Source organism: Cytobacillus firmus, from assembly GCF_023612095.1.
Lineage (GTDB): Bacteria > Bacillota > Bacilli > Bacillales > Cytobacillaceae > Cytobacillus.
This window is the reverse complement of the sequence record NZ_CP086235.1, coordinates 1,766,918-1,789,665: the sequence shown is the minus strand read 5'-3', so window position 1 is coordinate 1,789,665 and position 22,748 is coordinate 1,766,918. Positions and strand designations below refer to the sequence as shown.

Genomic DNA, 22,748 nt, shown 5'->3' with positions numbered 1-22,748 from the left:
GGAGGGGAAAATTCCCCTATCTTTATATGCTGATAAATTTTATCATCGGGGAGAGGCTGGCTTCAGGAAGACATGTTATAATTAGAAAAAAGGAGTTGTTTATATGACTAAATCAGCGGCAAAGAAGTTACGCGACAAAGCAGTGCGTGAGGGGAAAAGGAACCCTGAATGCAACAGAAGTCCCTTTGTATTTACAGACATGCGTTCGAGGAAAACAAAAACAAAAAAAGACTATTTATATAGAAGTAAACATAAGAACCTCACTTCTGAAGAAAGCAGAAGAGATGGTTCTTTTTATTTTGAAGATTTGACGACTTCCTTTATTAAACCCTGCTTAGATTGCAGGCAAAATTCATATTAAAAAAGCGGCCTGTCCATGAAGAACAGCCGCTTTTTTTGCTTTTTTATTCAGTAATGTCTTTTTTTAATATTCCCATCTCTTCAATATTCCTCCGTGTTTCGTCATCACCCAGATCATAAATCATCTTATACATGCGTTGGATTGACGCATCATAATTATGATTTTGCGCCTTTTCTTTATCCTCCACGAATGGTACATGTGCAAGCTCAAATGTTTTCATATCCGCGTCATAATTTTTTTCGATATAATTGGCCAGCTCCTTCATTTCCTGGTCATCAGCATAAATTTTAAACTGCCATTCAGCTGCTTCAACAGGTTCTGCGTAAACTTGCGCATTTTCAATATCTATATAATATGATTTTTTTGTTTGGTCCATAGTAATCATCTCCTCTGCTTTTATACGGTATTTACCACAAATAGACGAAGTTTAATCATTTAATATTCATTACATTTCTAGGCTCCTGATGGGCATGATATAGCTGTGCATTATAAGGAAGGTGGCACAATCATGAACTTTCTCAGGAGGTATACTATGGGTATTTTAAGCGGAAATCCAAAAGACGAGCCTATGCATTATGGTGAAGTTTTTAGCACATGGTCTTACTTGCTCGCAGGAAAAGGAATGGCCTCGGCATACCAGACAATGGTAAGTCACTCTGGAGATGAGGACTTAAAGAAAATGCTTCAGGAAGCTATTCGCCTCTGCAAGCAGGAGGAAGAGGAGATCGAAGCGATGTTAAAGGAAAACGGGATTGGTCTTCCTCCCACACCCCCCGACAGACCTGATGCTTGTGTAAACGATATTCCTGCAGGTGCCAGATTTATGGATCCTGAAGTAGCTGCAAAATTAGCAGGTGATCTGGCAGCAGGATTAGTTGGCTGCAGTACAATTATGGGTCAATGTATCCGTGAAGATATTGCAGGCATGTTTGGCCAATTTCATACTCAGAAAGCCGCTTTAGGCATAAAGGTTCTTCGCATGAACAAAGAAAAAGGATGGCTGATTCCTCCGCCGCTTCATCTTCACAAATCAGATAATTGCTAAAGATTTGCTTTAAAGTTCCTTTTATAAAAGAAAAGCCTTAGTCCGCAATGTGACTAAGGCTCATGGAACTTATTCAGAGTATTTACTTTCACTGGAATCAGGGGAGACCATGCCTCCTGCACCGCTGGAATTAATATCAGGTTCTGCTCCTTCAGGCTGGGATGGCAGGACCTTATTTTTCTTTTGATTTGGAAGACCGGAATTCTCCTTTAAATATTGATCATTTTCCATGATCGTTACCACTTTAAATCCTGTTCCCTCGAGCTGGCTCTTCAATTGATCGAATACTTTTGTCTGATTATTATTAATCATTCCCTGATCATCATACTGAAGCTCTACATTTATTGTTTTCATGTCTGGGACCTCCTTTTTAACCTATTTTCCCGAATGTCCTTTCATTAAACTACACAGAACCTTAGAGAAACTAGTTTATAACAGTAATAATAGGTTAATTAAGAAAACAACCAGGACATGGTAAGTCAGAATTAAATGGGTTATTTTTCCATTCAAATCATTTTCTATTCCTTCATGAATATAATAATCATATGCGATCAGACGAAAGGAGCAGAGGCATGTGGTTTTGGATTCTGGTAATCTTCATCCCTATTATTATCCTCGCTATTCTGGAAGAAACGATTCAATTTGTGGTTAATCGCAAGGTCTTTGGAAAAAGCGACAAACCGATTTTGTTTAAAGAAAAACTTAAACACTTTAAAAATAAATTCAGGTATAAAAAAAGCCATTCCCAATAAGGGAAGGCTTTTGGTCAAGGAGTCTAAGGCCTCAAAAATTATTCTGTTTCGGAACCTTCTTCGTCAGTCTGCTCCTGTTCTGCTCCGGACATCCTTTTCTTCTTCAACTCGAAATAGGCATCTAATACTTTTCTGCCAATTTCATAGTTGGCTGTATGTCCGCTTCTTCCCTGGTAAGCCCATGGGACAATGACAGACATGGCGATTTCTGGATTATTATGCGGTGCATAGGCAACAAGGCTCAAGTTCATTACATCTATTAATTTATCTCCCTTTTTTTGAGGGGGCCGTCATAAAATGCTTCCGCTGTACCTGTTTTTCCTGCAGGGGAATATGGGGCATCTGCGAACCTTCTATATGCAGTCCCTTCTGGATGCTGCATCACCTGTCTTAATCCCTCTTTAACAGTGCTTAGCTCTCTTTCGCTTACATCTATCGTATTTAAGACAGTCGGCTGAATATCCTTCCAGATTGAGCCAAGTTCCTCCTGCTCCGTTGCCGGCTCGCGGATTTCTTTTACAAGGCGGGGCTGTATGCGGTAGCCTCCGTTTGCAATCGTTGATATATATTGGGCCATTTGCATTGGAGTATAGGTATCATACTGTCCGATGGCAAGGTCTAATAGGAATCCCGGCAATCTGAGAGGACCTTCATAGCCTATTGCCTCATTTGGCAAATCAATGCCAGTTCTGACACCAAGGCCAAATTGGCCGAAGGATTCTCTCATATCTTCAAACGCATTAGGATTTTTAAATCCAAGAGGCTGATCATAAGCATAGCGGGCATCCGCAATTTCAACGGCAGTTTTGAACATATATACGTTTGAGGAGATACGCAGTGCCCTTGTTTCGTTCATGATAGCCTGAAAGTTAAACCAGGATTTTTTCACCTGCGGAGTTCCTGCAATTTTCATCGGTGCATCTAAAAAGGTCGTTCCGGGTGTAATTGCACCCGTTTTATAGCCTGTTAAAACAGTTGCCCCTTTTACAGAGGATCCTACATTGTAAGAAGATGAAATCGTCCCCAGCGCATAATCCTGCAGAACGGTTTTGCCTTTATCATCTTTGCCGATCATCTTTCCTGCCATTGTCAAAACTTCACCTGTATGCGGGTTCATTAGGACGACAAACGCACGATCCATTAAATAAGTCCCCCGGGTTCGCTTGGCAGCCCAAATTTCATCTTCCAAAACTTTTTCCACAGCCTTCTGAAGGTCCATATCAATCGTCAGGACAAGATCCTTGCCTCTTTGGCCTTCAGAAACCAATTCACTTCCGAGAATTTCCCCTTTTTTCGTAATAAGCTTTTCCTTTGATTTCTGGCCATGCAGTACATCTTCATATTGCATTTCCAGATAGCTCTTTCCAACACGTTCATTTCTGCTGTAATCTCTGGCCAGAAAATAATCAAGCCGCTCCTGCGGCAGCCCTTCACCGGAACCCGTAACCTTCCCAAGCACTGTCTGGAGCGTACTGTCAAAAGCATAAGTCCGGTCCCAGTCAGTGGTTGTATTGACACCTGGAAGATATTGAAGATTCTCGCTTACTGCTGCATATTCTTTTTGTGATACACCTTCATTCTTAACAATTTGCGGTGTCATCGCATAGCCGCTTGTAAATTCACGATAGATTGCCAGCACTTCCAGGTCCTGCTTGCTCAGCTGCTTCAGGTCTTCTTCTGTGATTCTTTTTAGCTGCATCTTGTAAATTTGCTTATCATCCAGTTTTTTTTCTTTAAAAAGCTTCCATTCCTTATCAGTTATTTTTTCCCGTGCAGCTTCCGGGTTTTTCAAGATCCAATGATCCTTCTTATCCCGATCGGTCACCTTATCGGTCTTTTTATCTATCAGAACAGCCAGCCGCTCTGCCACTTGAAGCATCTCATCCTGTTTTGCATTGCGGTTGGTATATGTAATCGCACTCTTTGGGATATTATCCACGATAACCTGATGGTTCCGGTCCAGCATCCTTCCCCTTGGAACCGGATTCGATACGATGACATCTTCCGTCCTGTCAACTTCCTTTTTGTATGTCTCGCCATTTACAATCTGTACTACACCAAGCCTTAATATTAATGCTGAAAATAATACAAAAACAGAGAAAAACAATAAATTAACCCTAAAAGGCACATGGCTTTTCTTTTTCTTCTTCTTCCCCATATTTGAATCTCCCCCTCTATGAACAATATGTCTGTAATTGAGATTCTTCCAGATCTTACCCTGTTAAATAATTCCACAAAATTCGCAGGATTCCTGCCAGCTAGAAACTTTTTGCAATATAAAGGGATTTACAGAGGTTAAGTGGAAATGTTATTCTGATTATCTTTTTAGGAGGGAATTAATATGGAAAGAGCACAAAAATATCTAAGCTATTTTTTATCACATAGAAAGGTGACCAATGAACTGATCAGGAAGATTGATGAAAAAAACTTTTATTATAAACCAACTGAAACAAGCATGCCTGCCGGCAAACTTGTTACACATATGCTCACTTCCTTTTATATGTTTGCCAAAACAGTAAAAGACGGCAGCCCGGCAGTGTTTGGCGAAAAGTTGGATGAAGTTGCGCCCAACCTGACTGAGGCAGCTGAAAAATTTACTGAGAAAACAATTGAAGTAATTTCATCCTTAACCAGTGAGGAATTGGAAAGAAAAATTGATTTGACGGGAATTTTCGGAATGGAACTTACCGGCAGCCAGCTGCTCCAGATTGCAATGGATCATGAAATTCACCATAAAGGGAACCTGTTTGTTTATGTACGGGAAATGGGCCATGCGGAGCTTCCGATGTTTGTTAGCAGAGGGTAATAAAAAAAAACGGACGTATTGTTAATGTCCCCTTTAAGTAGACATTCAAAAAAACCTCCATGTTACCATGGAGGAAAGAATGCTACTTGGAGGGGATTTTTTCTATGGCAAAGAAAGGACAAACTTTTAATAGCTATTCGGAGGAGTTTAAACATAATGCCGTCATGAAATACGTGAATGGGTCTAAGAGTTATAAAGTACTGGCAGAAGAATTGGGAATCCGTAACTGCAGCCAGCTTAAAGTGTGGGTTAAGAAATGGAAAGCTGGAGTACCGTTTAATGAGCGTAAAGGAATCTCTAACCCTTTAAAAGGCAGGCCTAGGACTAAATTCAAGTCGGTTGAAGAGGAAAGAGATTATTTAAAAGCACAGGTTGAATTTCTAAAAAAGCAGTATCCAAATCTGGTAAAGGAGGAGGAAACATACCCAGAAGAATAAAGTATGAACTGGTTGATGAGTTAAGGGGGACCTATCCGGTCTCCTGGCTGCTTGAGATTGCCTATATCAAACCGGCTAGCTATTACAAATGGAGAAAAACGAATGGTAAACGGGAAGAGAAGGCTAAGGATGAACAAGATATTCGAGAGCACATTTTGGGGATTCATTTCATGCATCCTGAATTTGGCCGGCCTCGTATGACAGATGAATTAAATGAAAATGGGTATTTAATCAACCACAAGAAGGTCTACAGACTGATGACGGAAATGGGCATACAATCAGTCATCCGAAAGAAGAGAAAATGGCACGGTCGCAGTCCTTCTATTATCTTCCCTAATCGCCTTAAAAGGAATTTCAGGGCTGCAGGACCTAATCAAAAGATGGTAACGGATATAACATATGTGTCTGTTGGAGAAGAATTTTATTATTTATCGGTCATACAGGATCTCTTTAATAACGAAATAGTAAGTTGGGAGCTATCTAAGAGAAATGATCTGGAACTTGTGTTAAATACAGTAGAAAAATGGACAAAGAAAAAAGACGTAGCTGAAGCCGTTCTCCATTCAGATCAAGGCTTCCAGTATACGTCAAAGCTATACAGCAGCCGATTAGAGGATTACGGCATCAAGGGCAGCCACTCTCGAAAAGGAAACTGCCTTGACAATGCCTGTGTAGAATCGTTCTTCTCACATCTCAAAACCGAGAAGCTGTATATAAATAAGTGTAATTCAGGAGAAGAACTAGAACAAGCTCTTGAGGACTACATCTACCATTACAATTACAAACGAAGACAAAAGAAACTAAAGAAACGCGCGCCGATAGAATATCGACACGCGCTCACTGCTTAGCTTTTTATGTTGTCTACTTGACAGGGACAAGACCATATAGCCCGTCCGTTTTTTATAGGCTATTAAGTGGTGAAATCAATTCTGCCAGTTCATTTTTGGGTGAATTTACTTTGGCTGATACCGGATATTTTTCCATTTTTTCAGGCGGGTACGGTTCAAGCAAGGACTTTAGATATTCAGTGTCATGAAAACGGGGATTCAGCCAATCCTCAAAATCATTTTCCTTTAGGATGACCGGCATCCTGTCATGAACTTCTTCTGTTACTTCATTAGGCCCCGTTGTTATGATTGTACAGGTTAATAAAGGGGTTTTGCCTTTATTCCATATATCCCAAATCCCTGCAAAAGCGAAAGGCTGTTCGTCTTTCATAATAAACCTATAAGGCTGCTTTCCTTCTTCGGTTTTCTTCCATTCATAAAATCCATCTGCCAGGATTAAGCATCTTTTGCTTCTAAAGGGAGCCTTAAAGCTTGGTTTCGAGTCGATGCCCTCAGCTCTGGCGTTTATCATTTTGTAACCTATTTTTTCATCCTTCGCCCAGAAAGGAACCAGTCCCCATTTCATCTGTCTGCCGATCCGCTGCTTGCCGTCAGCAGTGACTGTTAAAATATTCTGGCTGGGAGCAATATTATATCTGGGCATAACCTCACCTTCTGCATATTCAAACCCATAAAGCAGCTGAAGTTTATGAATTGTTTCCGTTAAAGTAAACCTGCCGCACACGATAATCACCTCTTTTAGTAAATTTCAATATATTGTTCATCTATTCCCGGTTATAGCGCATATTAAGACTGTCAGCTATTTTAAGGGAGGAAAGAAATATGACAAAACAAGGCAGACAAAATCCAAATCAAACGAGAGCCCAAATTGAAAAACAGGATAAGCGAAACGATGTTGAACTCGGAAGCGAGTTTCAGGCGGGAAACAATAAATCACAAAGCCAGAAAAAAAGCGGGAAACAAATTAATAAGAAATAACTAAGATGAAATCCCCCAATTTAAGGGGGATTTTTTAGTAATTGATCTTCGCGATAAATCACCGGACTTCCTCCTATCATAATTCATAATAGTACCTTTACCAGTTAAAAATTATCTATCCATTTTACGGAATAGGTTTAGAAACCCTATAAAGAGACTAAATATAAGTATTAAACTCCGAGGTGAGAGACATGTTCGATATTTTAGGAAAACAATTTGAAAAGCCAGAAGGATTACTTGGAAAGCTTGCGGGGAAAATCATGTACTTTGAAAACCGCAAGATTAACAAATGGACTATTGAACAATTACAGATAAAACGCAGAGACTCCATTTTAGAGGTTGGCTTTGGCCCCGGCTACAGCATAAAACATATAATGGATCACTGGCGACATGCAGAAACAGATGGAGTCGATGTATCAGAAGATATGAAAGCTGCTGCAGCCAAACTGAATGATGACTATATCCAGCAGGGAAAAGTCCGATTGTTCGTAAAAGATATCCACGATTACTTTCCCGATAAAAAGTATAATAAAATCTTTTCAGTCAACAATTATCCACTATGGACAAAACCAAGGGAGTCCCTTCAGCATCTGCATGGAATGCTTGAGAAAGACGGAGTAATTGCCATCACGGTCCAGCCGAGAGAAGAAGGAGCAGATGAAACCATAACCAAAAATCTTGGGCAGGTAATCAAAGCTGATATGGAGGCTGCAGGATTCCATTCCATTTCCATATCATATAAAGAGGCCCGGCCCGTTTTAACAGTGTGTGTAACTGGAATTAAGTAATAGAAAAGAGCGGGGATGCCCCCGCTCTTCTTTGTTTCACCAGCCCCGGCTCGCTCCTCCGCCGCCTGATGAGCCGCCTCCGCCTCCCCGCGGACCGCCGCCTCCTCTTCCTCCGCCTCCCCCTCTTGAGAGAATGGAAAGTATGGCATATGAAAAGGCTCCGCCAAAGAATTTTATATCAAGAAACAGCAAACCGACAGCAATGATAATCAGCAGCCAGGACGGGATGCCAATGCCTTCATCCTTTGACCCGGCATCCGCATAATCACCGCTCTTCCCTAAGTTCACTTCTTCTCCGCCGGCTTCCTGTACAAGCACCTTGTAGGTTTCAATTACCGCTCTGCCCGGCTCGTCATCCTGGAGATATGTAATGGTAACCTGATCAAGAATTCTGCCGGCTTTTCCATCTGGAATCCGGCCTTCAAGCCCATATCCAACCTCAATGCGCACCTTCCGATCCTGCATGGCCACAACTAGTAAGACACCATTATTCTCAGCAGCACTGCCAATGCCATATGCCCGAAAAGCTTCATTTGCATATTCTTCAATCGGACTGTCGCCAATTGTATCAACGGTTAGCACTGCCACCTGTGCACTTGTCTGATCCTCCAATTGTCTCCCCAGGTTAATCAGCTCAGATTTTTCCCGTTCATTTAGAACTCCTGCAAAATCCTGAACATAAATATCTCCAGCAGGCTGGGGGATGGATTCATCTGCATTGACTGAGAATGCACCCATTAATAAATTTATTAAAAGAAGGGTCAAAAAGACCCTGCGGATGATCATTCTCCATTGCCTCCAAAGTCAACGTCAGGTGCTTCATTCGCCAGAGGATCCGCCCTGAAATATTCTTTCTCATCAAAGCCTGTAATCCCGGCTACAATTGCACCCGGAAACCTTTTTACTTTTTTGTTATATACAGAAACCTGGGCATTATAATCTTTTCGGGCAACCGAAATCCGGTTTTCCGTACCGGCAAGCTCGTCCATTAATTGGGTGAACTGCTTATCCGCCTTCAGGTTGGGATAGTTTTCGACTACTACAAGCAGCCGGCTAAGAGCGCCTGACAGTTCTGCATTTGCTGCTGCTTCCTCTTCAGGCGAACGGGCTCCCGCCAATCTGGCACGTGCATCTGATACCGCCTGAATGGTCTCCTTCTCATGTGCAGCATACCCCTTTACCGTATTTACCAGATTAGGAATCAAATCCAGTCTTCGCTGCAGCTGGTTCTCAATTTGAGAATATGCCTGATCCACATTTTCCTCAGCACTGACAAATCCATTATAGCTGGACATCAGCATTATACCTGCTATGACTACTGCTGCAATCACGGCAATTATAACTCCCATACCTTTTTTCATTTTTAGCCACTCCTGTTTCTATGTTGTTTTTGTCACTTGCATGGTATTTTTCCTTTTTTGGGTGAAAGTTAAACCAGGAGATTCCTTTCCCTTAAAACATATGAAAAACCGGAACCCATCCAGGCTCCGGTCCAAATATGTTTATTTAATAAAGTTCTTTGCAATCAGTTCACTGAATTCCGGTTTATCCTTCAGGAATTTTAACGTGTAGGATGAATCTGCAAATTCCTGGATTGTTTCTGCATTTACATCATAAGTGAACCCAATTCTTTCCCAGGCGCGGTCTACGACTTCTTTTTCCAGCTCCTGCCCGGTCACTTCTTTAATGTCTTTGATTGTAATGGCTTTTGCTTCTTCAGGATTTTCTTCGATAAATTTCACAGCATCTTTATGTGCATCAACAATTTTCTGTACCTTTTCCGGGCTGCTCTTCACTGCGTCGCCCGTTGCAACTAGTACGGATGCCGGAAGTGTTTCACCGAAGGAGACCTCATCCCATCCGATTACCACTTCTGCATTTGTTTCCTGTTCGATGACTGCTGCCCATGGTTCCGGAGCAACTGCAATATCGACTTTACCTGTTTTCAGCATGCTTGCATATTGTGCCGGGTTGCCTGTTAAATGCTTCATGGTACCGCCGATGCGTGCTGATGTGATGCCGGCTTCTTCAAGATAGGTTTCGTACTGGACATCATGTGTGCAGCCTACACCAGGCGTGATGAATGTTTTTCCCTGAAAATCTTCCAGTGAGTTGATTTTTACCCCTTCCCTGGCAAGGACAACGGTTCCCCCAGTTGAAGCACCTGCGATAATTTTTACATCTGCTCCGGTTGAGAAATTATTCATAGCTGGCCCGGGTCCTACCAGACCAGCATCAATGTCGCCCGTTTTCAGAGCTGTCATGAAAGAACCGCCTTCAGCAAATGTCTTATACTCCACTTTCGTTCCATCGCCAAGCTGTTTTTCAAAAAATCCTTGATCTTTCGCAACCATTGCCGGCACATGATTGATATTAGGAAAATAACCGATGACAATCTTGTCTTCCTTACCGCTGCTCTTCTCTGATGATCCGCAGCCGGCAAGCAGCCCGGTAAACATAAACAATACAGCAACCCATAAAAACGCCTTTTTCATGAATATCCCTCCAGATTTAAGACTCTAATCCCCATTTTTTAATAACAGATTTTTCAATGCGCTGGAATATGAATTGGTCAACAATCATTCCGATTGCTCCAATAATAATCATGACACCGATTACGATGTCCATTCTTCCAAAGTCTGAAGCATATCGAAGTGTGTATCCCAATCCTGGTCCTGTGCTTAAAAGCTCACCAGCCATCAGGGCGCGCCAGGCAAATGCCCAGGCAAGGCGGGAGCCGGTTACTACGTAAGGAATGGATGCCGGAAAAATGACTCGTGTGAATAAATCTATTCCAGTCGCACCCATTGTCTGGGCTGCTTTGATATATAAGGGTGATACATTTTTAATCCCTGTTCTCATATTAAGAGCCATAACAAATGTACCGCCGAGTATGGTCACAAAAATAACTGCCTTCTCATTTAAGCCGAACCACATAATCGCGAGGGGCAGCCAGACGATGCTTGGTACACTTTGCAAAGCGAGAATGACAGCTCCCAGGGTTTCATCAGCCGTTTTGGATTTCCCTAAAAGGATTCCAATCAAAGTACCAATAATAAGGCTGATTGTTAAACCGACTGCAAGCCGCTTAAAGCTTGCGATTAAATCATATATTAATGTTTTATCCTGAAACCCTTCAACAAGGGCACTGAATACACTGGACAGAGAAGGGAAAATCAGAGGATGCCAGAGCTCAAGCCGTGATCCAATTTCCCAGAATGCAATGATGGCTGCAAAAAATATGATCCGTTTAATGGCTGTTTGCATATTGGAGCTCCTCACTGACAACTTTATCAATTTCCTTTTTCAGGTATTTCATAATGTGATCCTCAATTTCGAGCATTTCTTTTTTGTGGTCCTCACGGGGTCTGGGAATATCAACGATTATATCCTGTAATATAATTCCCGGCTTTGTCCCCATTACAATGATCCGGTCTGAAAGTTTAATAGATTCTGAGATGCTGTGAGTAACAAAAAGAATCGTTTTCTTCGTCTCAGTCCAAATGTTCTCCAGCTGTCCGTGCAATCGTGAACGGGTCTGTTCATCAAGAGCTCCGAAGGGTTCATCCATCAGTAGTGTTTCAGGGTTCATGGCAAGTGCTCTTGCGATTGCTACCCTCTGCTGCATTCCTCCTGAAAGCTCATGAGGATAATGGGATAGATATTTTCCCAGCTGAACCATTTGCAGATACTTTAGTGCCGTTTCCTCTGCATCCTTTTTCTTCATTTCTTTTTTCAGGGGAAATGTGACATTTTCCATGACTGTCAGCCACGGGAATAAAGCTGCCTGCTGGAAAACCATTCCCCTGTCTTTCCCGGGTTTTGTTATGGTTTTTCCATCGATTTGAATGTTGCCTGAAGTTGTTTTAGTCAGCCCTGCCACAATTGATAGAAGCGTTGACTTTCCGCATCCTGAAGGTCCTAAAATGGAGACAAATTGCCCTTTTTCAACCGATAGATTAATATCTTTCAGGACGTCAACGGGCCGATTCTCTTTATCGTTATATTGTTTATTCACATCGTTTATCTCAATGAACATTCAAAATCACCTATTCCTATAAATCTCATTAATTTACTCGGATTACTTGTAATTATAATGTATTCACTTTGCATGTCAACCTTTACAACAAATATTTTTAAAAATGGGCATAATCAAATAAAGTGAAACTTCAATCAGTGGGATTCCTTTTCCCCACTGATTGTTAGTTGAACCAATCGGGCCTTTACGGGCAGTTTGACCCCCACTTATCCTCCTTTGATTTCTCTGAGTCTTGAAGTGGGGGTCTTACTGCCCGTTAGACTGCGATAAAAAGCCTCCTCCATAAAGGAGGAAGCTTAAGTTTCACAATTTAATTTCTTCTATTTTAGATGAAGCGATCAGCTCTTCTATTTTTACTAACTCACCGCTTTGAAAAAGCTCTATAATCCTGCTTCCAACAATAACCCCATCACAATGTTTATTCATTTCTAGGACATGCTCAGGTTCGGCAATCCCAAATCCTGCCAATACCGGAATCGGACTTACCTCTTTAACCCTTTCCAAATGTTTTCCGAGTTCATCTTTGAACCCTTTTCTTGCACCTGTGATTCCATTCACTGTTACCGCGTATAAAAAGCCTTTCCCTTTGGCTGCAATCTCCTGTATTCTCTCTAATGGACTGGTAAGAGTCACAAGCCGGATGATCTCGATTCCGGCTTTCTCAGCAATTGGCGCAATAATCCCCTCTTCCTCTGCAGGAAGATCAGGCAAGATTAGGCCATCTACCCCTGATGCCGAGGCATCAGTAATAAAGTTGCCAATGCCATATGCCATGATTGGATTCATATATGTCATAAAAATAAGCGGAATATGAACAATGGGCCGGATTTCCGCAATTGCAGCTAATACGCCCCTAAGTGTTGTTCCGGCTTCTAATGCCCGAATGCCTGCCCGCTGGATTACCGGCCCATCTGCGACCGGATCCGAAAAAGGAATCCCGATTTCAATAGCTGTTGCTCCCGCTTTTTCGAGGAATGTAATTTTCTCGGCCAGTGTCTCCAAGCCTCCATCGCCAGCCATAATATATGGCACAAACGCTTTTTCATTGTTTTGCTTTAGGTTCTGAAAAACTTTTTCAATCCGGTTCATTGTCCTTTCCCTCCTAATCTTGCTCTCACTGTTTCTACATCTTTGTCCCCTCTGCCGGATAGACAGATAACAAGGCCCTCGTCTTTATTCATTTGCGGTGCAAGCTTTAATGCATAGGCAACCGCATGGGAGCTTTCTAAAGCAGGAATAATGCCTTCCAGCTTGCATAATAGCTGTAACGCCTCGAGCGCCTCTTCATCTGTGATCGATTCATACTCGGCTCTTCCGCTGTCTTTCAAATAGCTGTGCTCAGGGCCTACTCCAGGGTAATCCAGGCCAGCTGAAATGGAATGAGCTTCCTGAATCTGTCCGTGTTCATCCTGCAGCAAATACATTAATGCCCCATGAAGAACTCCTGGCGTTCCTTTTGTTAAAGAGGCAGCATGTTTTTCGGTATCTGTTCCCAATCCTGCTGCTTCCACCCCAATCATGCGGACCGTTTCATCTTTAATGAAAGGATAGAACATGCCCATTGAATTGCTGCCGCCGCCAATGCAGGCTACAACTGCATCAGGGAGTTTCCCTTCTTTTTCAAGATATTGCTCCTTTGTCTCATTTCCGATAACACTTTGGAAATCACGGACAATCATTGGAAAAGGATGCGGCCCCATAACTGAACCCAGAATATAATGGGTATCCTCGACGTTTGTCACCCAGTAGCGGAGGGCTTCATTGACTGCATCTTTAAGTGTGGCACTTCCTGATTGCACACCTACAACCTTTGCTCCAAGCAGCTCCATTCTGAAGACGTTCAGCTGCTGTCGTCTGATATCCTCTTCACCCATAAAAATAATGCATTCTAGATTTAAAAGTGCACAGGCAGTTGCTGTTGCAACTCCATGCTGCCCTGCACCTGTCTCAGCTACGATTTTTCTTTTGCCCATCCGTTGTGCCAACAGAGCCTGGCCGAGTGAGTTGTTGATTTTATGAGCTCCTGTATGGTTCAAATCTTCCCTTTTAAGATAGATTTTCGCACCGCCGGCATATTTTGTGAGGTTTTCTGCAAAATACAGAGGAGTTTCCCTCCCGACATAGTCCTTCAGCAAACCTTGAAGTTCCTTTTGAAAACTTTCATCAGCCTGCGCTTTCTTATATTCCTCCTCCAATTCAAGAATGGCCTGCATTAGTGTCTCAGGCACGTACCTGCCTCCATATGTCCCAAAATGGCCCCGTTCATCAGGCAAAGTATAAGCTGCGTTCATTTTACTTCCTCCCTCTCCATGCGTTTAGCGTTGTCTATGAATCTTTTTATTTTCTCGGGATCTTTCTTTCCTTCCGTTTCAACCCCGCTGCTTACATCAACCATAAAAGGATTGGCTGCTTTAATTCCTTCTCCCACATTCTCAGGACTGAGGCCTCCTGCAAGAATGATTTTGTTGTTTTGCTTGGGGTTTTTGCTTAAAATCGACCAATCAAACGATACCCCGTTGCCCCCCCGATACTTTCCTTTCGGACTATCAAGAAGAACGTATTCACATGCATATTCATCCAGTTGAGATAGATCATCTTGTGATCCAATGCTCAGAGCTTTTATAACCGGTAAAGAAAATGAGCTGCAAAATTCCGGCGTTTCGTCTCCATGAAGCTGGATGACATTTATTCCTGAAATACTGGCTATTTCCTCAATTTTTTTTTCGTTTCATTCACAAATACTCCGACTTTTAGCACGTCCCCGGGAAGTTCTTTAATTATTTCGCCTGCCGCCTCGGGTGCAATTGTTCTTTTGCTTTCAGCAAACACAAATCCCAGGGCATCCGCACCACTATCTATCGCAGAAAGTGCCATGCTGATATCTCTAATTCCGCAAATCTTCACCTTCATTGTCTGACAGCCCCCTGCAAAGGAAGCTTCATGGCCTTCAAAAGCCCCTCCAGGTTCTCTGCTTTCATAAATGCTTCTCCGACAAGGATGGCATTTGCTCCTGCTGCAATGACACGCCGGACATCGTCTTCCGACTTAATTCCGCTCTCGCTGATCAAAAACTTCCCCGCTTTCTTTATTAGCGGCGCAAGTTTTTCTGTTACACTCAGATCCACTTCAAAGGTTTTTAAATTCCGGTTGTTTACTCCGATCAGCTGTGCTCCGGTTTTCAGCGCGATTTCCAGCTCTTCTACATTATGAACCTCCAGTAATACTTCAAGGCCTTCACCCTCAGCAAAATCAAAAAGCTTTTGAAGCCGTTCTGCATCCATGGCAGCAGCAATGAGTAAAATCAGGTTTGCCCCTGATGCTTTTGCTTTTAAGATTTGCACCTCGTCTACAATGAAGTCTTTGCAGAGAATAGGGAGGTCCACTGTCTCTCTGACAGCTGAAAGATCAGCGAAGCTGCCTTTAAAAAACCTATTATCCGTTAAAACGGAAATCGCATCCGCACCATACTTTTTATAAAATAATGCCTGGTCTTTCGGATTTTGCCCGGTATTTATATCGCCCTTTGATGGTGAGGCTCTTTTGAACTCGGCAATCACAGCCAGTTCGCTGCCTGACGCAAGCCTTTTAATAAATGAGCGATTGCTTCCGGTCTCTTGAGCATCGATAACTTCCTGTTTCATCTTGATGATTTCTTTTCTTTTTTCAGCCAGAATTTGATCTAAAATTGTTCCCATTTATATCACCTCTTTATGGACGTTTCTACTTGCTTCTATTAACTGATGAAGCTTTTGTAAGGCAGCTCCTGAATCAATGCTTTCTTTAGCTGAATTTATCCCATCTTGAATCGTTTCAGCCCTGCCTCCTGTAAAGATGCCAATCCCGGCGTTAAGAAGGACCGTATCTCTTCTTGCTCCCTTTTCTCCCTTCAGGACACTCATAAGAATTTCAGCATTTTCCCTGGAATCTCCGCCTCTGATCGCCTCATTGCTGCAGAGGGATAGACCAACTTCCTCTGGGTGGAGAATTTTTTTCGTTACCTTGCCGTTATTAAGGATGGCCAGGTGATTATCCCCCTGCAGGGATGCTTCATCCATAAACCCAGCACCATTTAAAACAACTGCCCGCTTTCTTCCCAAAGTTTTGAGGACCTCTGCAAACCTTTCAATATAATCCCTCCTGTAAATCCCGAGAAGCTGATGATCAAGTTCAACCGGATTGGTCAATGGCCCTATCAAATTGAAGGTTGTCGGTATCCTCAAATCCTTGCGCACTTTCATGATTCTTTTGATATTCGGATGCACATGAGGGGCGAATAAAAAGGCAATCCCGATTCCCTCCAATATTTCCTCCGTGCGCTCAGGCGGGAGATTTAGGTTTATTCCCAAATGCTCCAGAACATCGGCACTGCCTGTTTTACTGGATACACTTCGGTTGCCATGCTTTGCAACAGGAATTCCGGCACCTGCAATCACAAAGGCCGAAGTGGAGCTGATATTAAAGCTGCTTGAACCATCTCCTCCTGTCCCACAATTATCCAAAACATTTGGAATCTTCTTACTAAATGAAAGAGATTTACCCCTCATCGCTTTTACGATGCCTGCAATTTCTTCAACTGTTTCCCCTTTTGTTTTAAGACTCACCATAAATGCCGCAATCTCACTGTCCGTTACATCCTGGGCAAGTAAATTGTCCATTGCTTCCTTCATTTCTGCCTCTGTTAATGACTCCCGTTCAGATAACCTCTGCAGTATTGTTTTCACTCTTATCTTCCCTCCTGATTGTTTGTAGAAAGTTTTCCAAAATTCTTTTTCCAAGGTCTGTTCCTACTGACTCCGGATGGAACTGCAAGCCGTATAATGGATAGACTTCATGTTTGATTGCCATTATTTCATTGTCATCCATTGATCGGGCCAAAACCTTAAAGCTGCCAGGCAGCGTTCCCGACTGTATTATTAAGGAATGGTAACGCATGATGCTGATTGGCTGCGGCATGTATTGAAACAGCTGTGATCCGTTATGCTTCAGATTAGATACCTTGCCATGCATAATTTTTTTTGCTTTTTCAATCTTTGCCCCAAAGGCATAGCCGATTGCCTGATGGCCAAGGCAAATGCCGAGGATAGGGAGCTTCCTGTAAAATTGCTGAATAACTTCAACAATGACTCCCGCTTGTTCCGGCCGTCCCGGCCCAGGGGAAAGGACAATGGCATCGGGATTCAATTTTTCAATTTCTTCGACTGTTATCTGATCATTCCTTACAACTTTCATTTCCTGTCCCAGCTCACCCAGATATTGATAAAGGTTAAATGTGAACGAATCATAATTATCAATCAGCAGAATCATTTTTTGTCCTCCAAAAATGCTTTCAATTTATGAAGCGTTTCTTCGTACTCTTTTTCAGGGACGGAGTCATGCACGATGCCCGCCCCAGCTTGTATATAGGCGTATCCATCTTTAATCACCATTGTCCTGATAGCCAGTGCGAAATCCATATTGCCGTTCCCGGAAAAATAGCCGACTGCTCCTGAGTAAATTCCTCTTTTCACGGTTTCAAGTTCATTGATGATTTCCATTGCTCTAATTTTGGGAGCACCTGAAACTGTTCCGGCAGGCAGACACGCAATTAAGGCATCAATCGGTGTATGTGGATTTTTCAGCCTGCCGCCGACTTCGGATACAAGGTGCATGACATGCTTATATCTCTCAATTACCATGTTTTTTTCAATAGTGACCGATCCGAATTCGCAGACACGGCCGAGATCATTTCTGCCCAGATCGAGCAGCATCCTGTGTTCGGCAAGCTCCTTTTCATCTTCTACCAGGTCCCTTTCAAGCTGTAAGTCTTCCTCTTCTGTCTTGCCTCTTGGCCTTGTTCCAGCAATCGGATTCGTAATTACTTTGTCTCCTGCTGCTTTTATAAGGCTTTCAGGCGATGCCCCTGCAACTGCATATTCATCAAAATCAAGATAGTACATATATGGGGATGGATTTTGCACTCGTAACTTCCGGTAAAATGCGAAAGGATCTCCAGTCAATTCTGCTTTTAACCGCTGAGAAAGCACCACTTGGAAGATGTCTCCCTCCTCAATATAGGACTTAGCTTTGTTTACCTTTTCAACGAAGTCTTCTTTAGATATGGAGGCTTTAAAAGCTGACAGTGCGGCTTCTTCCGATTCATTTCCCGCTGCCCCCTTCTGGATTTCGGCCTTTCTTTTCTTTATTTTTTCCCGCAGCTGAAATTCATCGGTTTCTTCCAGTAAAGGCATGGCTATGAGATATACCTTTTGCTCCAGATGATCGAAAACCGCCACTTCCTCAAAAAACATAAGGTGGACATCCGGTACATTCAGCTCATCATAAGGAATCGTCCCAATATCTTCGTATTGTCTGATGACATCATAGCCTGCATAGCCAACAGCTCCTCCACAAAATGGGAACTGTTCAAGGGCGGGCAGCTTTTCCCCCGGCATCAGCCTTCTTACCGCATCAAGCGGCTTTTCAGCCAAAACTTCTGTTTTTCCCCTGGCAGTAACAGCTGTCCGGTTTCCTTCTCCTTTTAATTCCATCACTGGATCTGCGCCAATAAAGGAATACCTTCCCGATTTCTCATGCTTTAGCGAGCTTTCTAACAGAAATTTTTTTCTTCCGCTCATTCTCTGAAAGATTGAAATTGGTGTTAATGTGTCACCCTCCAGCTCTTCGATTATATAAGTCCCATCTAATGTTGGTTTCAATATATCTCTCCTCCAGTTCTTTAAGGAAAATAAAAAAAGTCCCCTATACCCACATTAGCTGCAGGTATAGAGGACGTGTCTTGTGAACGTGGTGCCACCTCTTTTTAGAGCAAAAAAGCTGCTCCCTTTTTCGGGTACGGAAATATATCGATACCCTATCCTTTTAACGGCGGAAACCCGTGCTCCCCTACTATCGTTCAGGAAGCCTCTCGCAAGTCCATTCGAATGATGTTCCGTACCGGGCTCTCACCTATCCCCGGCTCTCTTGAACGGATCTCCATCAACCTACTCCTCTTGCTTAGCGATTTAAAGTATTAAAGTTGCATGAAAATAAAAAAGGGCTCCCCGTCTAAAAAGGACGAGAAACCCGTGGTGCCACCTTTGTTAGCTGATCAATCAGCTCACTTAACAGATATCAAAGCGAAAATCGCCTGAATATCTGTCCCTTGTAACGATGAGACCGTTCGCCAAAGCCTACTGCTTAAAAAAGGTTCGGTTTGGAGGCTCGAAAGTCCATTCACTGCTGTTTCCACGCTGATTTGCACCAACCATCAGCTCTCTTTAGTTTCACCAGCAGTTACTACTCTTTGTCATTGCCGATCGATATATTGCTTATTATACTATTCCGATAAATGAAAAATGTCAAGGGGAAAATCACATTTTTTTATAATAATGCTTTTTCCAGCTTTTCTCTCCAGACATCTGCAAGTTCCTCAACCCGAAGCAGCTGTTCAATTGCTTTAAGGTTTTTGCGGTCATGGAACATGATAAAATTCCCCTGCAGAACCGATACACTTTCCTTCTTTCTTTCTTCAAGCGTTAGGACGCTGTCTGCTGTTACAATTCCTTCTTTCAGCACTCTGAAAAAGTAGCCTGTGAAGCATGTTTCCACAATTCTTCCTAAAAGCCGATCTTCTCCGTTATGCTTTGATATTGTGGAGCATGGGATACGCCCCTGGGTTATTTGTATGATTGATTCCCCCAGTGAAAAGGTGTCACCGATAAAAACATCCTTTTCCAGCATATTTCCCGCACAAATATTTTCACCAAATGACGGCGGAGAGAATGTCTTTTTAAATTCTTTCTCCCACATCCCGTAATGTTCGTAGGGATATAGGCATACTGCACGGTCTGGGCCGCCATGAAAATCAGTGTTTGCTACCCCATCTCCCAAAAAACCTTCCTTCGTTAAAAACACACTATTTATTTTATCTTTGCCAATACCCGAAATTTCCACATTGTTTTTCCAGGTGTGTGTTTTTGGCTTCCCTATGCTTAAAGCAATAATCTCCCTCACATAATCCCCCTCACCAGATTCTCTTTTCTATATATTTTAACGGTTTCTTTTTAGTAAATCGAAACATATTTTTCATAATTTCATTTTCCCATAAAAAGACAGAGGTTTTTCTAGTTAGTTTTCCTGCAATTAGCCCATATTAAGACTAGTTTGATTAACGAAAAGGAAGGTCGAAACATGGAGCATATTGAAAATTTACAATCTGTAAATTCCAAAGCTAAAAAGAAGTCAGGTGATGATGCTCATAACCAAAAATGGGCCATACTGTCACTTTCTTCAATTCCTCTCGTTATGACACTTGGGAATTCCATGCTGATTCCTGTTCTGCCGGCGATGGAAAATAAACTAAATATTTCTGCATTTCAATCCAGCATGATTATTACCGTATACAGTATTGTAGCCATTATTCTGATTCCAATCGCAGGCTTTTTATCCGATCATATCGGCCGAAAAAAAGTCATTATCCCCAGTCTTCTCATTGCAGGAATTGGAGGGCTGATCTCTGGCTGGGCAGCATGGAAAATGGCGGATGCTTATTGGGTCATATTAGCCGGGAGGGCATTGCAGGGTGTTGGGGCAGCCGGTGCGGCACCAATTGTGATGCCTTTGGTCGGGGATATGTTTAAAAATGATGATGACGTCAGCAGCTCCCTTGGCCTGATTGAAACGTCCAATACTTTCGGAAAAGTTTTATCACCTATACTTGGTGCTTTTCTGGCAGGGTTTATATGGTTTTTACCGTTTTTTTCTTTTCCAGTTTTTTGTACCATTTCAATCCTGCTGGTTTTCTTCCTTGTAAAAACGCCAAATAAAAGAGAAGAACCTCTTCCGCTGAAGAAGTTTTGGAGCAATATTAAGGATACCTTTAAAAACAATGGAAAATGGCTTTATGCTATTTTCTTGATAGGTGCCATTCTCATGTTTGTGCTTTTTGGGATCCTTTTTTATTTATCTGATGTGCTTGAAAAGACATACGATATTAAAGATGTTAAAAAAGGGCTTCTGCTGGCTGTTCCGCTTGGCGGACTCTGCCTTTCATCCTATCTGACAGGCAAAAAAATAAAAGAGAATAAAATACTGATGAAGTGGATCATATTTTTAGGATCAGTGCTTGTGGCAGCTGCCACTGCAATCTTAAGCTTTTCAAACAATATGTGGTTTATGATCAGCATGTTCCTGTTTGCGGGAATTGGCATAGGAGTTGCACTGCCTTCTTTGGACGCGTTGATTACGGAGGGAATTGCAAAAGAGGAACGTGGAACCATTACTTCGCTATACAGTTCAATGCGGTTTATCGGGGTTGCCGGCGGCCCGCCTGCCATTGCTATTCTGATGAAGCACTCTGATCAAGGGCTCTTTTATATTTTAAGCGGAATAACCATTCTTGCTGCCCTTGCAGCCATTTTAGCAATCAAACCTGACGCAAATGACAGCTGAAAAAATCCGTATCGTTCCATGACGATACGGATTTCTTTATTTAAAATGCTGCTGTACAAAACCAGTTACAACCTGATTGAATAGCTGCCACTTTTTAGTTGGCACCTGATGGGAAACGCCTTTGATTATGGCTGCCTGAAAGCTGACATACCTTCTATAGCTCCTTATATGCTGATTAACAAAATCTCTTGAGCCATATATAAGGAGAAGGGGGACCCTTAAGTTCCTAAGGCGATCAGTGCAGGAATAGTGAAGTGATCTATCATAAAATTGAAACCACATGGTGTGGTTTGCTTTTTTCATATGCTTCAGAATCTCGTCTCTGACTTTTTTATCTTTTGTATGGCTCGATGCTATTACATACTGCAGAAAACCAGGAAAGTGCTTCACAAAATACATTCCCAGAATATGCTCATATTTGAAGGTTTCCGATAACACCTCAGGAAACCCTCCTGAGAGAATGACACCAAGTGTCCTTTCGGGATATGAGAGGGCAAACTCCTGAGCAATTATGCCGCCTGATGAATAACCCAGAATAACAGCTTTTTCAATATCCAAGTGGTCTAATACAGCTTTTATCTCTTCTGCATATCCTTGTATAGTTACTGTTTTTTCCGGGCCAGCAGTATCTCCATTCCCGCTTAAATCAGGAAAAACAACCTGAAAATGCTTTGCCAGGAGGCCTTGATAATAAAATACCTTCCTTCCCATAGCAGGAGGATGTATAAAGAGGATCGGCACACCCTCGCCCATTGTTTCATAAAAGATCTTTGTATCCTCATAAATAAATGCCGGCAATTGAATCGTCCTTCCTTTGACAAAAAATAGATGGCTTTATGGAAGACGCTATATGTTTACGTGTCAAACTAAAAGTTACTGTGCTGCCATTTTAGTATTGCACGCCAGGCAAAGAATCATTATGGGATGTTTAAAAAAATGGATGTTTAAAAAAGATCTGCATATACTATAAATGATCATGCAATTCTGCTTATTTCCGTGACTTTCTGAGACGTATATGATATCCTTTAATTAAGAATATGAATAAAAAACGACCGCAGGTGTTGCCGCACCCACGGTCATTCGCAATAGTCGTTCCCTTAGGGGATCGGCCTGTCAAAGACGTAGACCTCTCCCTCAATTGTCAGATCAAGGGAGGTCTATTTTTTATGGTTAAAAGTCATGACAGCAATGATCAGACTAGAAAAAGAAATCATCATCATGATCGATTCGAAAACTGTCAAAGGCATCACCCCCTTTCAAATACG

26 protein-coding genes, 2 pseudogenes and 2 other annotated features are annotated in these 22,748 nt (G+C 42.3%); of the genes and pseudogenes, 9 read left to right on the top strand and 19 right to left on the bottom strand.

Translation table 11 applies throughout. The features are described 5' to 3' along the window. Positions 1–103: 103 nt before the first annotated feature. Complete coding sequence (locus LLY41_RS09125; protein ID WP_095245331.1) at positions 104–361, top strand: hypothetical protein; 258 nt, start codon at positions 104–106, stop codon at positions 359–361. 43 nt (positions 362–404) lie between these two features. Here the strand turns inward: LLY41_RS09125 and LLY41_RS09120 are convergent, their stop codons facing one another. Next, positions 405–737 carry a hydrolase gene (locus LLY41_RS09120; RefSeq protein WP_095245330.1) on the bottom strand — a complete coding sequence of 111 codons (333 nt, stop codon included), beginning with the start codon at positions 735–737 and terminating at the stop codon, positions 405–407. A 156-nt stretch (positions 738–893) separates the two neighbouring features. On the opposite strand from LLY41_RS09120, the gene LLY41_RS09115 reads away from it, so the two are divergent. Further along, a complete protein-coding gene (locus tag LLY41_RS09115) occupies positions 894–1,406 on the top strand; it encodes a DUF3231 family protein (RefSeq protein ID WP_095245329.1) in 513 nt (170 codons plus the stop codon). A 69-nt stretch (positions 1,407–1,475) separates the two neighbouring features. Here LLY41_RS09115 and LLY41_RS09110 read toward each other — a convergent pair whose 3' ends face one another. Beyond that, on the bottom strand, positions 1,476–1,760 hold the full coding sequence (locus LLY41_RS09110; RefSeq protein WP_076259094.1) for a hypothetical protein: 285 nt from the start codon (positions 1,758–1,760) through the stop codon (positions 1,476–1,478). Positions 1,761–1,978: 218 nt separating this feature from the next. Between LLY41_RS09110 and LLY41_RS09105 the strand changes: the two genes are divergently transcribed. Then, entirely contained in the window at positions 1,979–2,158 is a 180-nt protein-coding gene (locus LLY41_RS09105; RefSeq protein ID WP_076259092.1) for a hypothetical protein, read from the top strand. A 38-nt stretch (positions 2,159–2,196) separates the two neighbouring features. Here LLY41_RS09105 and LLY41_RS09100 read toward each other — a convergent pair. Continuing rightward, a pseudogene (locus tag LLY41_RS09100) lies at positions 2,197–4,316 on the bottom strand (peptidoglycan D,D-transpeptidase FtsI family protein). A 183-nt stretch (positions 4,317–4,499) separates the two neighbouring features. Here LLY41_RS09100 and LLY41_RS09095 point away from each other — a divergent pair. The 3 genes from LLY41_RS09095 to LLY41_RS09090 all read left to right on the top strand — a co-directional run bounded on the left by LLY41_RS09095 (position 4,500) and on the right by LLY41_RS09090 (position 6,249). Then, a complete protein-coding gene (locus tag LLY41_RS09095) occupies positions 4,500–4,964 on the top strand; it encodes a DinB family protein (RefSeq protein ID WP_304587613.1) in 465 nt (154 codons plus the stop codon). A gap of 104 nt (positions 4,965–5,068) precedes the next feature. After that, complete coding sequence (locus LLY41_RS22445) at positions 5,069–5,401, top strand: transposase (protein ID WP_095246263.1); 333 nt, start codon at positions 5,069–5,071, stop codon at positions 5,399–5,401. Beyond that, positions 5,341–6,249, top strand: a complete 909-nt coding sequence (locus LLY41_RS09090) for an IS3 family transposase (RefSeq protein WP_370460319.1) — start codon at positions 5,341–5,343, stop codon at positions 6,247–6,249. The genes LLY41_RS22445 and LLY41_RS09090 overlap by 61 nt, the downstream gene beginning before the upstream one ends. A gap of 52 nt (positions 6,250–6,301) precedes the next feature. Here LLY41_RS09090 and LLY41_RS09085 read toward each other — a convergent pair whose 3' ends face one another. Continuing rightward, positions 6,302–6,973 carry an SOS response-associated peptidase gene (locus LLY41_RS09085; protein WP_304587611.1) on the bottom strand — a complete coding sequence of 224 codons (672 nt, stop codon included), beginning with the start codon at positions 6,971–6,973 and terminating at the stop codon, positions 6,302–6,304. 98 nt (positions 6,974–7,071) lie between these two features. Between LLY41_RS09085 and LLY41_RS09080 the strand changes: the two genes are divergently transcribed. Beyond that, positions 7,072–7,227 carry a PIN domain-containing protein gene (locus tag LLY41_RS09080; RefSeq protein WP_169799763.1) on the top strand — a complete coding sequence of 52 codons (156 nt, stop codon included), beginning with the start codon at positions 7,072–7,074 and terminating at the stop codon, positions 7,225–7,227. Between the two features lie 191 nt (positions 7,228–7,418). Continuing rightward, complete coding sequence (locus LLY41_RS09075; RefSeq protein ID WP_304587609.1) at positions 7,419–8,015, top strand: class I SAM-dependent methyltransferase; 597 nt, start codon at positions 7,419–7,421, stop codon at positions 8,013–8,015. A 36-nt stretch (positions 8,016–8,051) separates the two neighbouring features. Here the strand turns inward: LLY41_RS09075 and LLY41_RS09070 are convergent, their stop codons facing one another. The 13 genes and pseudogenes from LLY41_RS09070 to LLY41_RS09010 form a co-directional block, all read right to left on the bottom strand. Further along, the gene (locus tag LLY41_RS09070; RefSeq protein ID WP_304587608.1) at positions 8,052–8,801 is read right to left on the bottom strand and encodes a TPM domain-containing protein; all 750 of its coding nucleotides are present in this window, start codon (positions 8,799–8,801) and stop codon (positions 8,052–8,054) included. Continuing rightward, the gene (locus tag LLY41_RS09065; RefSeq protein ID WP_304587606.1) at positions 8,798–9,376 is read right to left on the bottom strand and encodes a LemA family protein; all 579 of its coding nucleotides are present in this window, start codon (positions 9,374–9,376) and stop codon (positions 8,798–8,800) included. Before LLY41_RS09065 ends, LLY41_RS09070 begins: the two co-directional genes overlap by 4 nt. 141 nt (positions 9,377–9,517) lie before the next feature. Then, the gene (locus LLY41_RS09060) at positions 9,518–10,510 is read right to left on the bottom strand and encodes an aliphatic sulfonate ABC transporter substrate-binding protein (RefSeq protein WP_095245321.1); all 993 of its coding nucleotides are present in this window, start codon (positions 10,508–10,510) and stop codon (positions 9,518–9,520) included. Positions 10,511–10,526: 16 nt separating this feature from the next. Beyond that, positions 10,527–11,282 (bottom strand): ABC transporter permease, encoded by a 756-nt coding sequence (locus LLY41_RS09055; RefSeq protein ID WP_304587605.1) that lies wholly within the window; start codon positions 11,280–11,282, stop codon positions 10,527–10,529. After that, a complete protein-coding gene (locus tag LLY41_RS09050) occupies positions 11,266–12,054 on the bottom strand; it encodes an ABC transporter ATP-binding protein (protein ID WP_304587604.1) in 789 nt (262 codons plus the stop codon). Before LLY41_RS09050 ends, LLY41_RS09055 begins: the two co-directional genes overlap by 17 nt. A 303-nt stretch (positions 12,055–12,357) precedes the next feature. After that, positions 12,358–13,143: a tryptophan synthase subunit alpha gene (gene trpA, locus LLY41_RS09045; RefSeq protein ID WP_304587602.1), complete on the bottom strand. Its 786-nt coding sequence runs from the start codon at positions 13,141–13,143 to the stop codon at positions 12,358–12,360. Further along, positions 13,140–14,345, bottom strand: coding sequence for a tryptophan synthase subunit beta (trpB, locus tag LLY41_RS09040; RefSeq protein ID WP_304587600.1), 1,206 nt, complete (start codon positions 14,343–14,345; stop codon positions 13,140–13,142). Before trpB ends, trpA begins: the two co-directional genes overlap by 4 nt. Further along, positions 14,342–14,964, bottom strand: a pseudogene (locus LLY41_RS09035) (phosphoribosylanthranilate isomerase). The gene trpB and the pseudogene LLY41_RS09035 overlap by 4 nt, the downstream one beginning before the upstream one ends. Beyond that, a complete protein-coding gene (gene trpC, locus LLY41_RS09030) occupies positions 14,961–15,749 on the bottom strand; it encodes an indole-3-glycerol phosphate synthase TrpC (protein WP_304587598.1) in 789 nt (262 codons plus the stop codon). The pseudogene LLY41_RS09035 and the gene trpC overlap by 4 nt, the downstream one beginning before the upstream one ends. Then, the gene (trpD, locus tag LLY41_RS09025; RefSeq protein WP_304587596.1) at positions 15,750–16,775 is read right to left on the bottom strand and encodes an anthranilate phosphoribosyltransferase; all 1,026 of its coding nucleotides are present in this window, start codon (positions 16,773–16,775) and stop codon (positions 15,750–15,752) included. It abuts the gene before it with no gap. Further along, the gene (locus tag LLY41_RS09020) at positions 16,747–17,358 is read right to left on the bottom strand and encodes an anthranilate synthase component II (RefSeq protein WP_095245312.1); all 612 of its coding nucleotides are present in this window, start codon (positions 17,356–17,358) and stop codon (positions 16,747–16,749) included. Before LLY41_RS09020 ends, trpD begins: the two co-directional genes overlap by 29 nt. Then, entirely contained in the window at positions 17,355–18,749 is a 1,395-nt protein-coding gene (gene trpE, locus LLY41_RS09015; protein ID WP_304587593.1) for an anthranilate synthase component I, read from the bottom strand. The genes LLY41_RS09020 and trpE overlap by 4 nt, the downstream gene beginning before the upstream one ends. Positions 18,750–18,815: 66 nt before the next feature. Beyond that, positions 18,816–19,060 (bottom strand) — a binding site (T-box leader). A 40-nt stretch (positions 19,061–19,100) separates the two neighbouring features. Next, positions 19,101–19,352, bottom strand: a binding site (T-box leader). Positions 19,353–19,413: 61 nt separating this feature from the next. After that, positions 19,414–20,046: an MOSC domain-containing protein gene (locus LLY41_RS09010; RefSeq protein ID WP_304587591.1), complete on the bottom strand. Its 633-nt coding sequence runs from the start codon at positions 20,044–20,046 to the stop codon at positions 19,414–19,416. A gap of 177 nt (positions 20,047–20,223) precedes the next feature. On the opposite strand from LLY41_RS09010, the gene LLY41_RS09005 reads away from it, so the two are divergent. Further along, the gene (locus tag LLY41_RS09005) at positions 20,224–21,483 is read left to right on the top strand and encodes a bacillibactin exporter BcbE (RefSeq protein ID WP_095245309.1); all 1,260 of its coding nucleotides are present in this window, start codon (positions 20,224–20,226) and stop codon (positions 21,481–21,483) included. Between the two features lie 36 nt (positions 21,484–21,519). On the opposite strand, the gene LLY41_RS09000 is transcribed toward LLY41_RS09005, so the two are convergent. Together LLY41_RS09000 and LLY41_RS22440 are read right to left on the bottom strand one after the other, a co-directional pair. Further along, a complete protein-coding gene (locus tag LLY41_RS09000; RefSeq protein WP_304587589.1) occupies positions 21,520–22,281 on the bottom strand; it encodes an alpha/beta fold hydrolase in 762 nt (253 codons plus the stop codon). A gap of 359 nt (positions 22,282–22,640) precedes the next feature. Continuing rightward, on the bottom strand, positions 22,641–22,730 hold the full coding sequence (locus tag LLY41_RS22440; protein ID WP_219993454.1) for a putative holin-like toxin: 90 nt from the start codon (positions 22,728–22,730) through the stop codon (positions 22,641–22,643). Positions 22,731–22,748 lie beyond the last annotated feature (18 nt).

Excerpts from the sequence above, each read along its gene's own strand:
- LLY41_RS09110 (WP_076259094.1), bottom strand. The coding sequence starts at position 1,760 with ATGAAAACAATAAATGTAGAGCTTCAGTATGATGATCAGGGAATGATT.
- LLY41_RS09070 (WP_304587608.1), bottom strand. The coding sequence starts at position 8,801 with ATGATCATCCGCAGGGTCTTTTTGACCCTTCTTTTAATAAATTTATTA.
- LLY41_RS09080 (WP_169799763.1), top strand. The coding sequence starts at position 7,072 with ATGACAAAACAAGGCAGACAAAATCCAAATCAAACGAGAGCCCAAATT.
- trpB (WP_304587600.1), bottom strand. The coding sequence starts at position 14,345 with ATGAACGCAGCTTATACTTTGCCTGATGAACGGGGCCATTTTGGGACA.
- trpC (WP_304587598.1), bottom strand. The coding sequence starts at position 15,749 with ATGGGAACAATTTTAGATCAAATTCTGGCTGAAAAAAGAAAAGAAATC.
- LLY41_RS09095 (WP_304587613.1), top strand. The coding sequence starts at position 4,500 with ATGGAAAGAGCACAAAAATATCTAAGCTATTTTTTATCACATAGAAAG.
- LLY41_RS09060 (WP_095245321.1), bottom strand. The coding sequence starts at position 10,510 with ATGAAAAAGGCGTTTTTATGGGTTGCTGTATTGTTTATGTTTACCGGG.
- LLY41_RS22440 (WP_219993454.1), bottom strand. The coding sequence starts at position 22,730 with ATGCCTTTGACAGTTTTCGAATCGATCATGATGATGATTTCTTTTTCT.
- LLY41_RS09125 (WP_095245331.1), top strand. The coding sequence starts at position 104 with ATGACTAAATCAGCGGCAAAGAAGTTACGCGACAAAGCAGTGCGTGAG.
- LLY41_RS09050 (WP_304587604.1), bottom strand. The coding sequence starts at position 12,054 with ATGTTCATTGAGATAAACGATGTGAATAAACAATATAACGATAAAGAG.
- LLY41_RS22445 (WP_095246263.1), top strand. The coding sequence starts at position 5,069 with ATGGCAAAGAAAGGACAAACTTTTAATAGCTATTCGGAGGAGTTTAAA.
- LLY41_RS09105 (WP_076259092.1), top strand. The coding sequence starts at position 1,979 with ATGTGGTTTTGGATTCTGGTAATCTTCATCCCTATTATTATCCTCGCT.
- LLY41_RS09065 (WP_304587606.1), bottom strand. The coding sequence starts at position 9,376 with ATGAAAAAAGGTATGGGAGTTATAATTGCCGTGATTGCAGCAGTAGTC.
- LLY41_RS09005 (WP_095245309.1), top strand. The coding sequence starts at position 20,224 with ATGGAGCATATTGAAAATTTACAATCTGTAAATTCCAAAGCTAAAAAG.
- LLY41_RS09075 (WP_304587609.1), top strand. The coding sequence starts at position 7,419 with ATGTTCGATATTTTAGGAAAACAATTTGAAAAGCCAGAAGGATTACTT.
- LLY41_RS09055 (WP_304587605.1), bottom strand. The coding sequence starts at position 11,282 with ATGCAAACAGCCATTAAACGGATCATATTTTTTGCAGCCATCATTGCA.
- LLY41_RS09115 (WP_095245329.1), top strand. The coding sequence starts at position 894 with ATGGGTATTTTAAGCGGAAATCCAAAAGACGAGCCTATGCATTATGGT.
- LLY41_RS09120 (WP_095245330.1), bottom strand. The coding sequence starts at position 737 with ATGGACCAAACAAAAAAATCATATTATATAGATATTGAAAATGCGCAA.
- LLY41_RS09020 (WP_095245312.1), bottom strand. The coding sequence starts at position 17,358 with ATGATTCTGCTGATTGATAATTATGATTCGTTCACATTTAACCTTTAT.
- trpA (WP_304587602.1), bottom strand. The coding sequence starts at position 13,143 with ATGAACCGGATTGAAAAAGTTTTTCAGAACCTAAAGCAAAACAATGAA.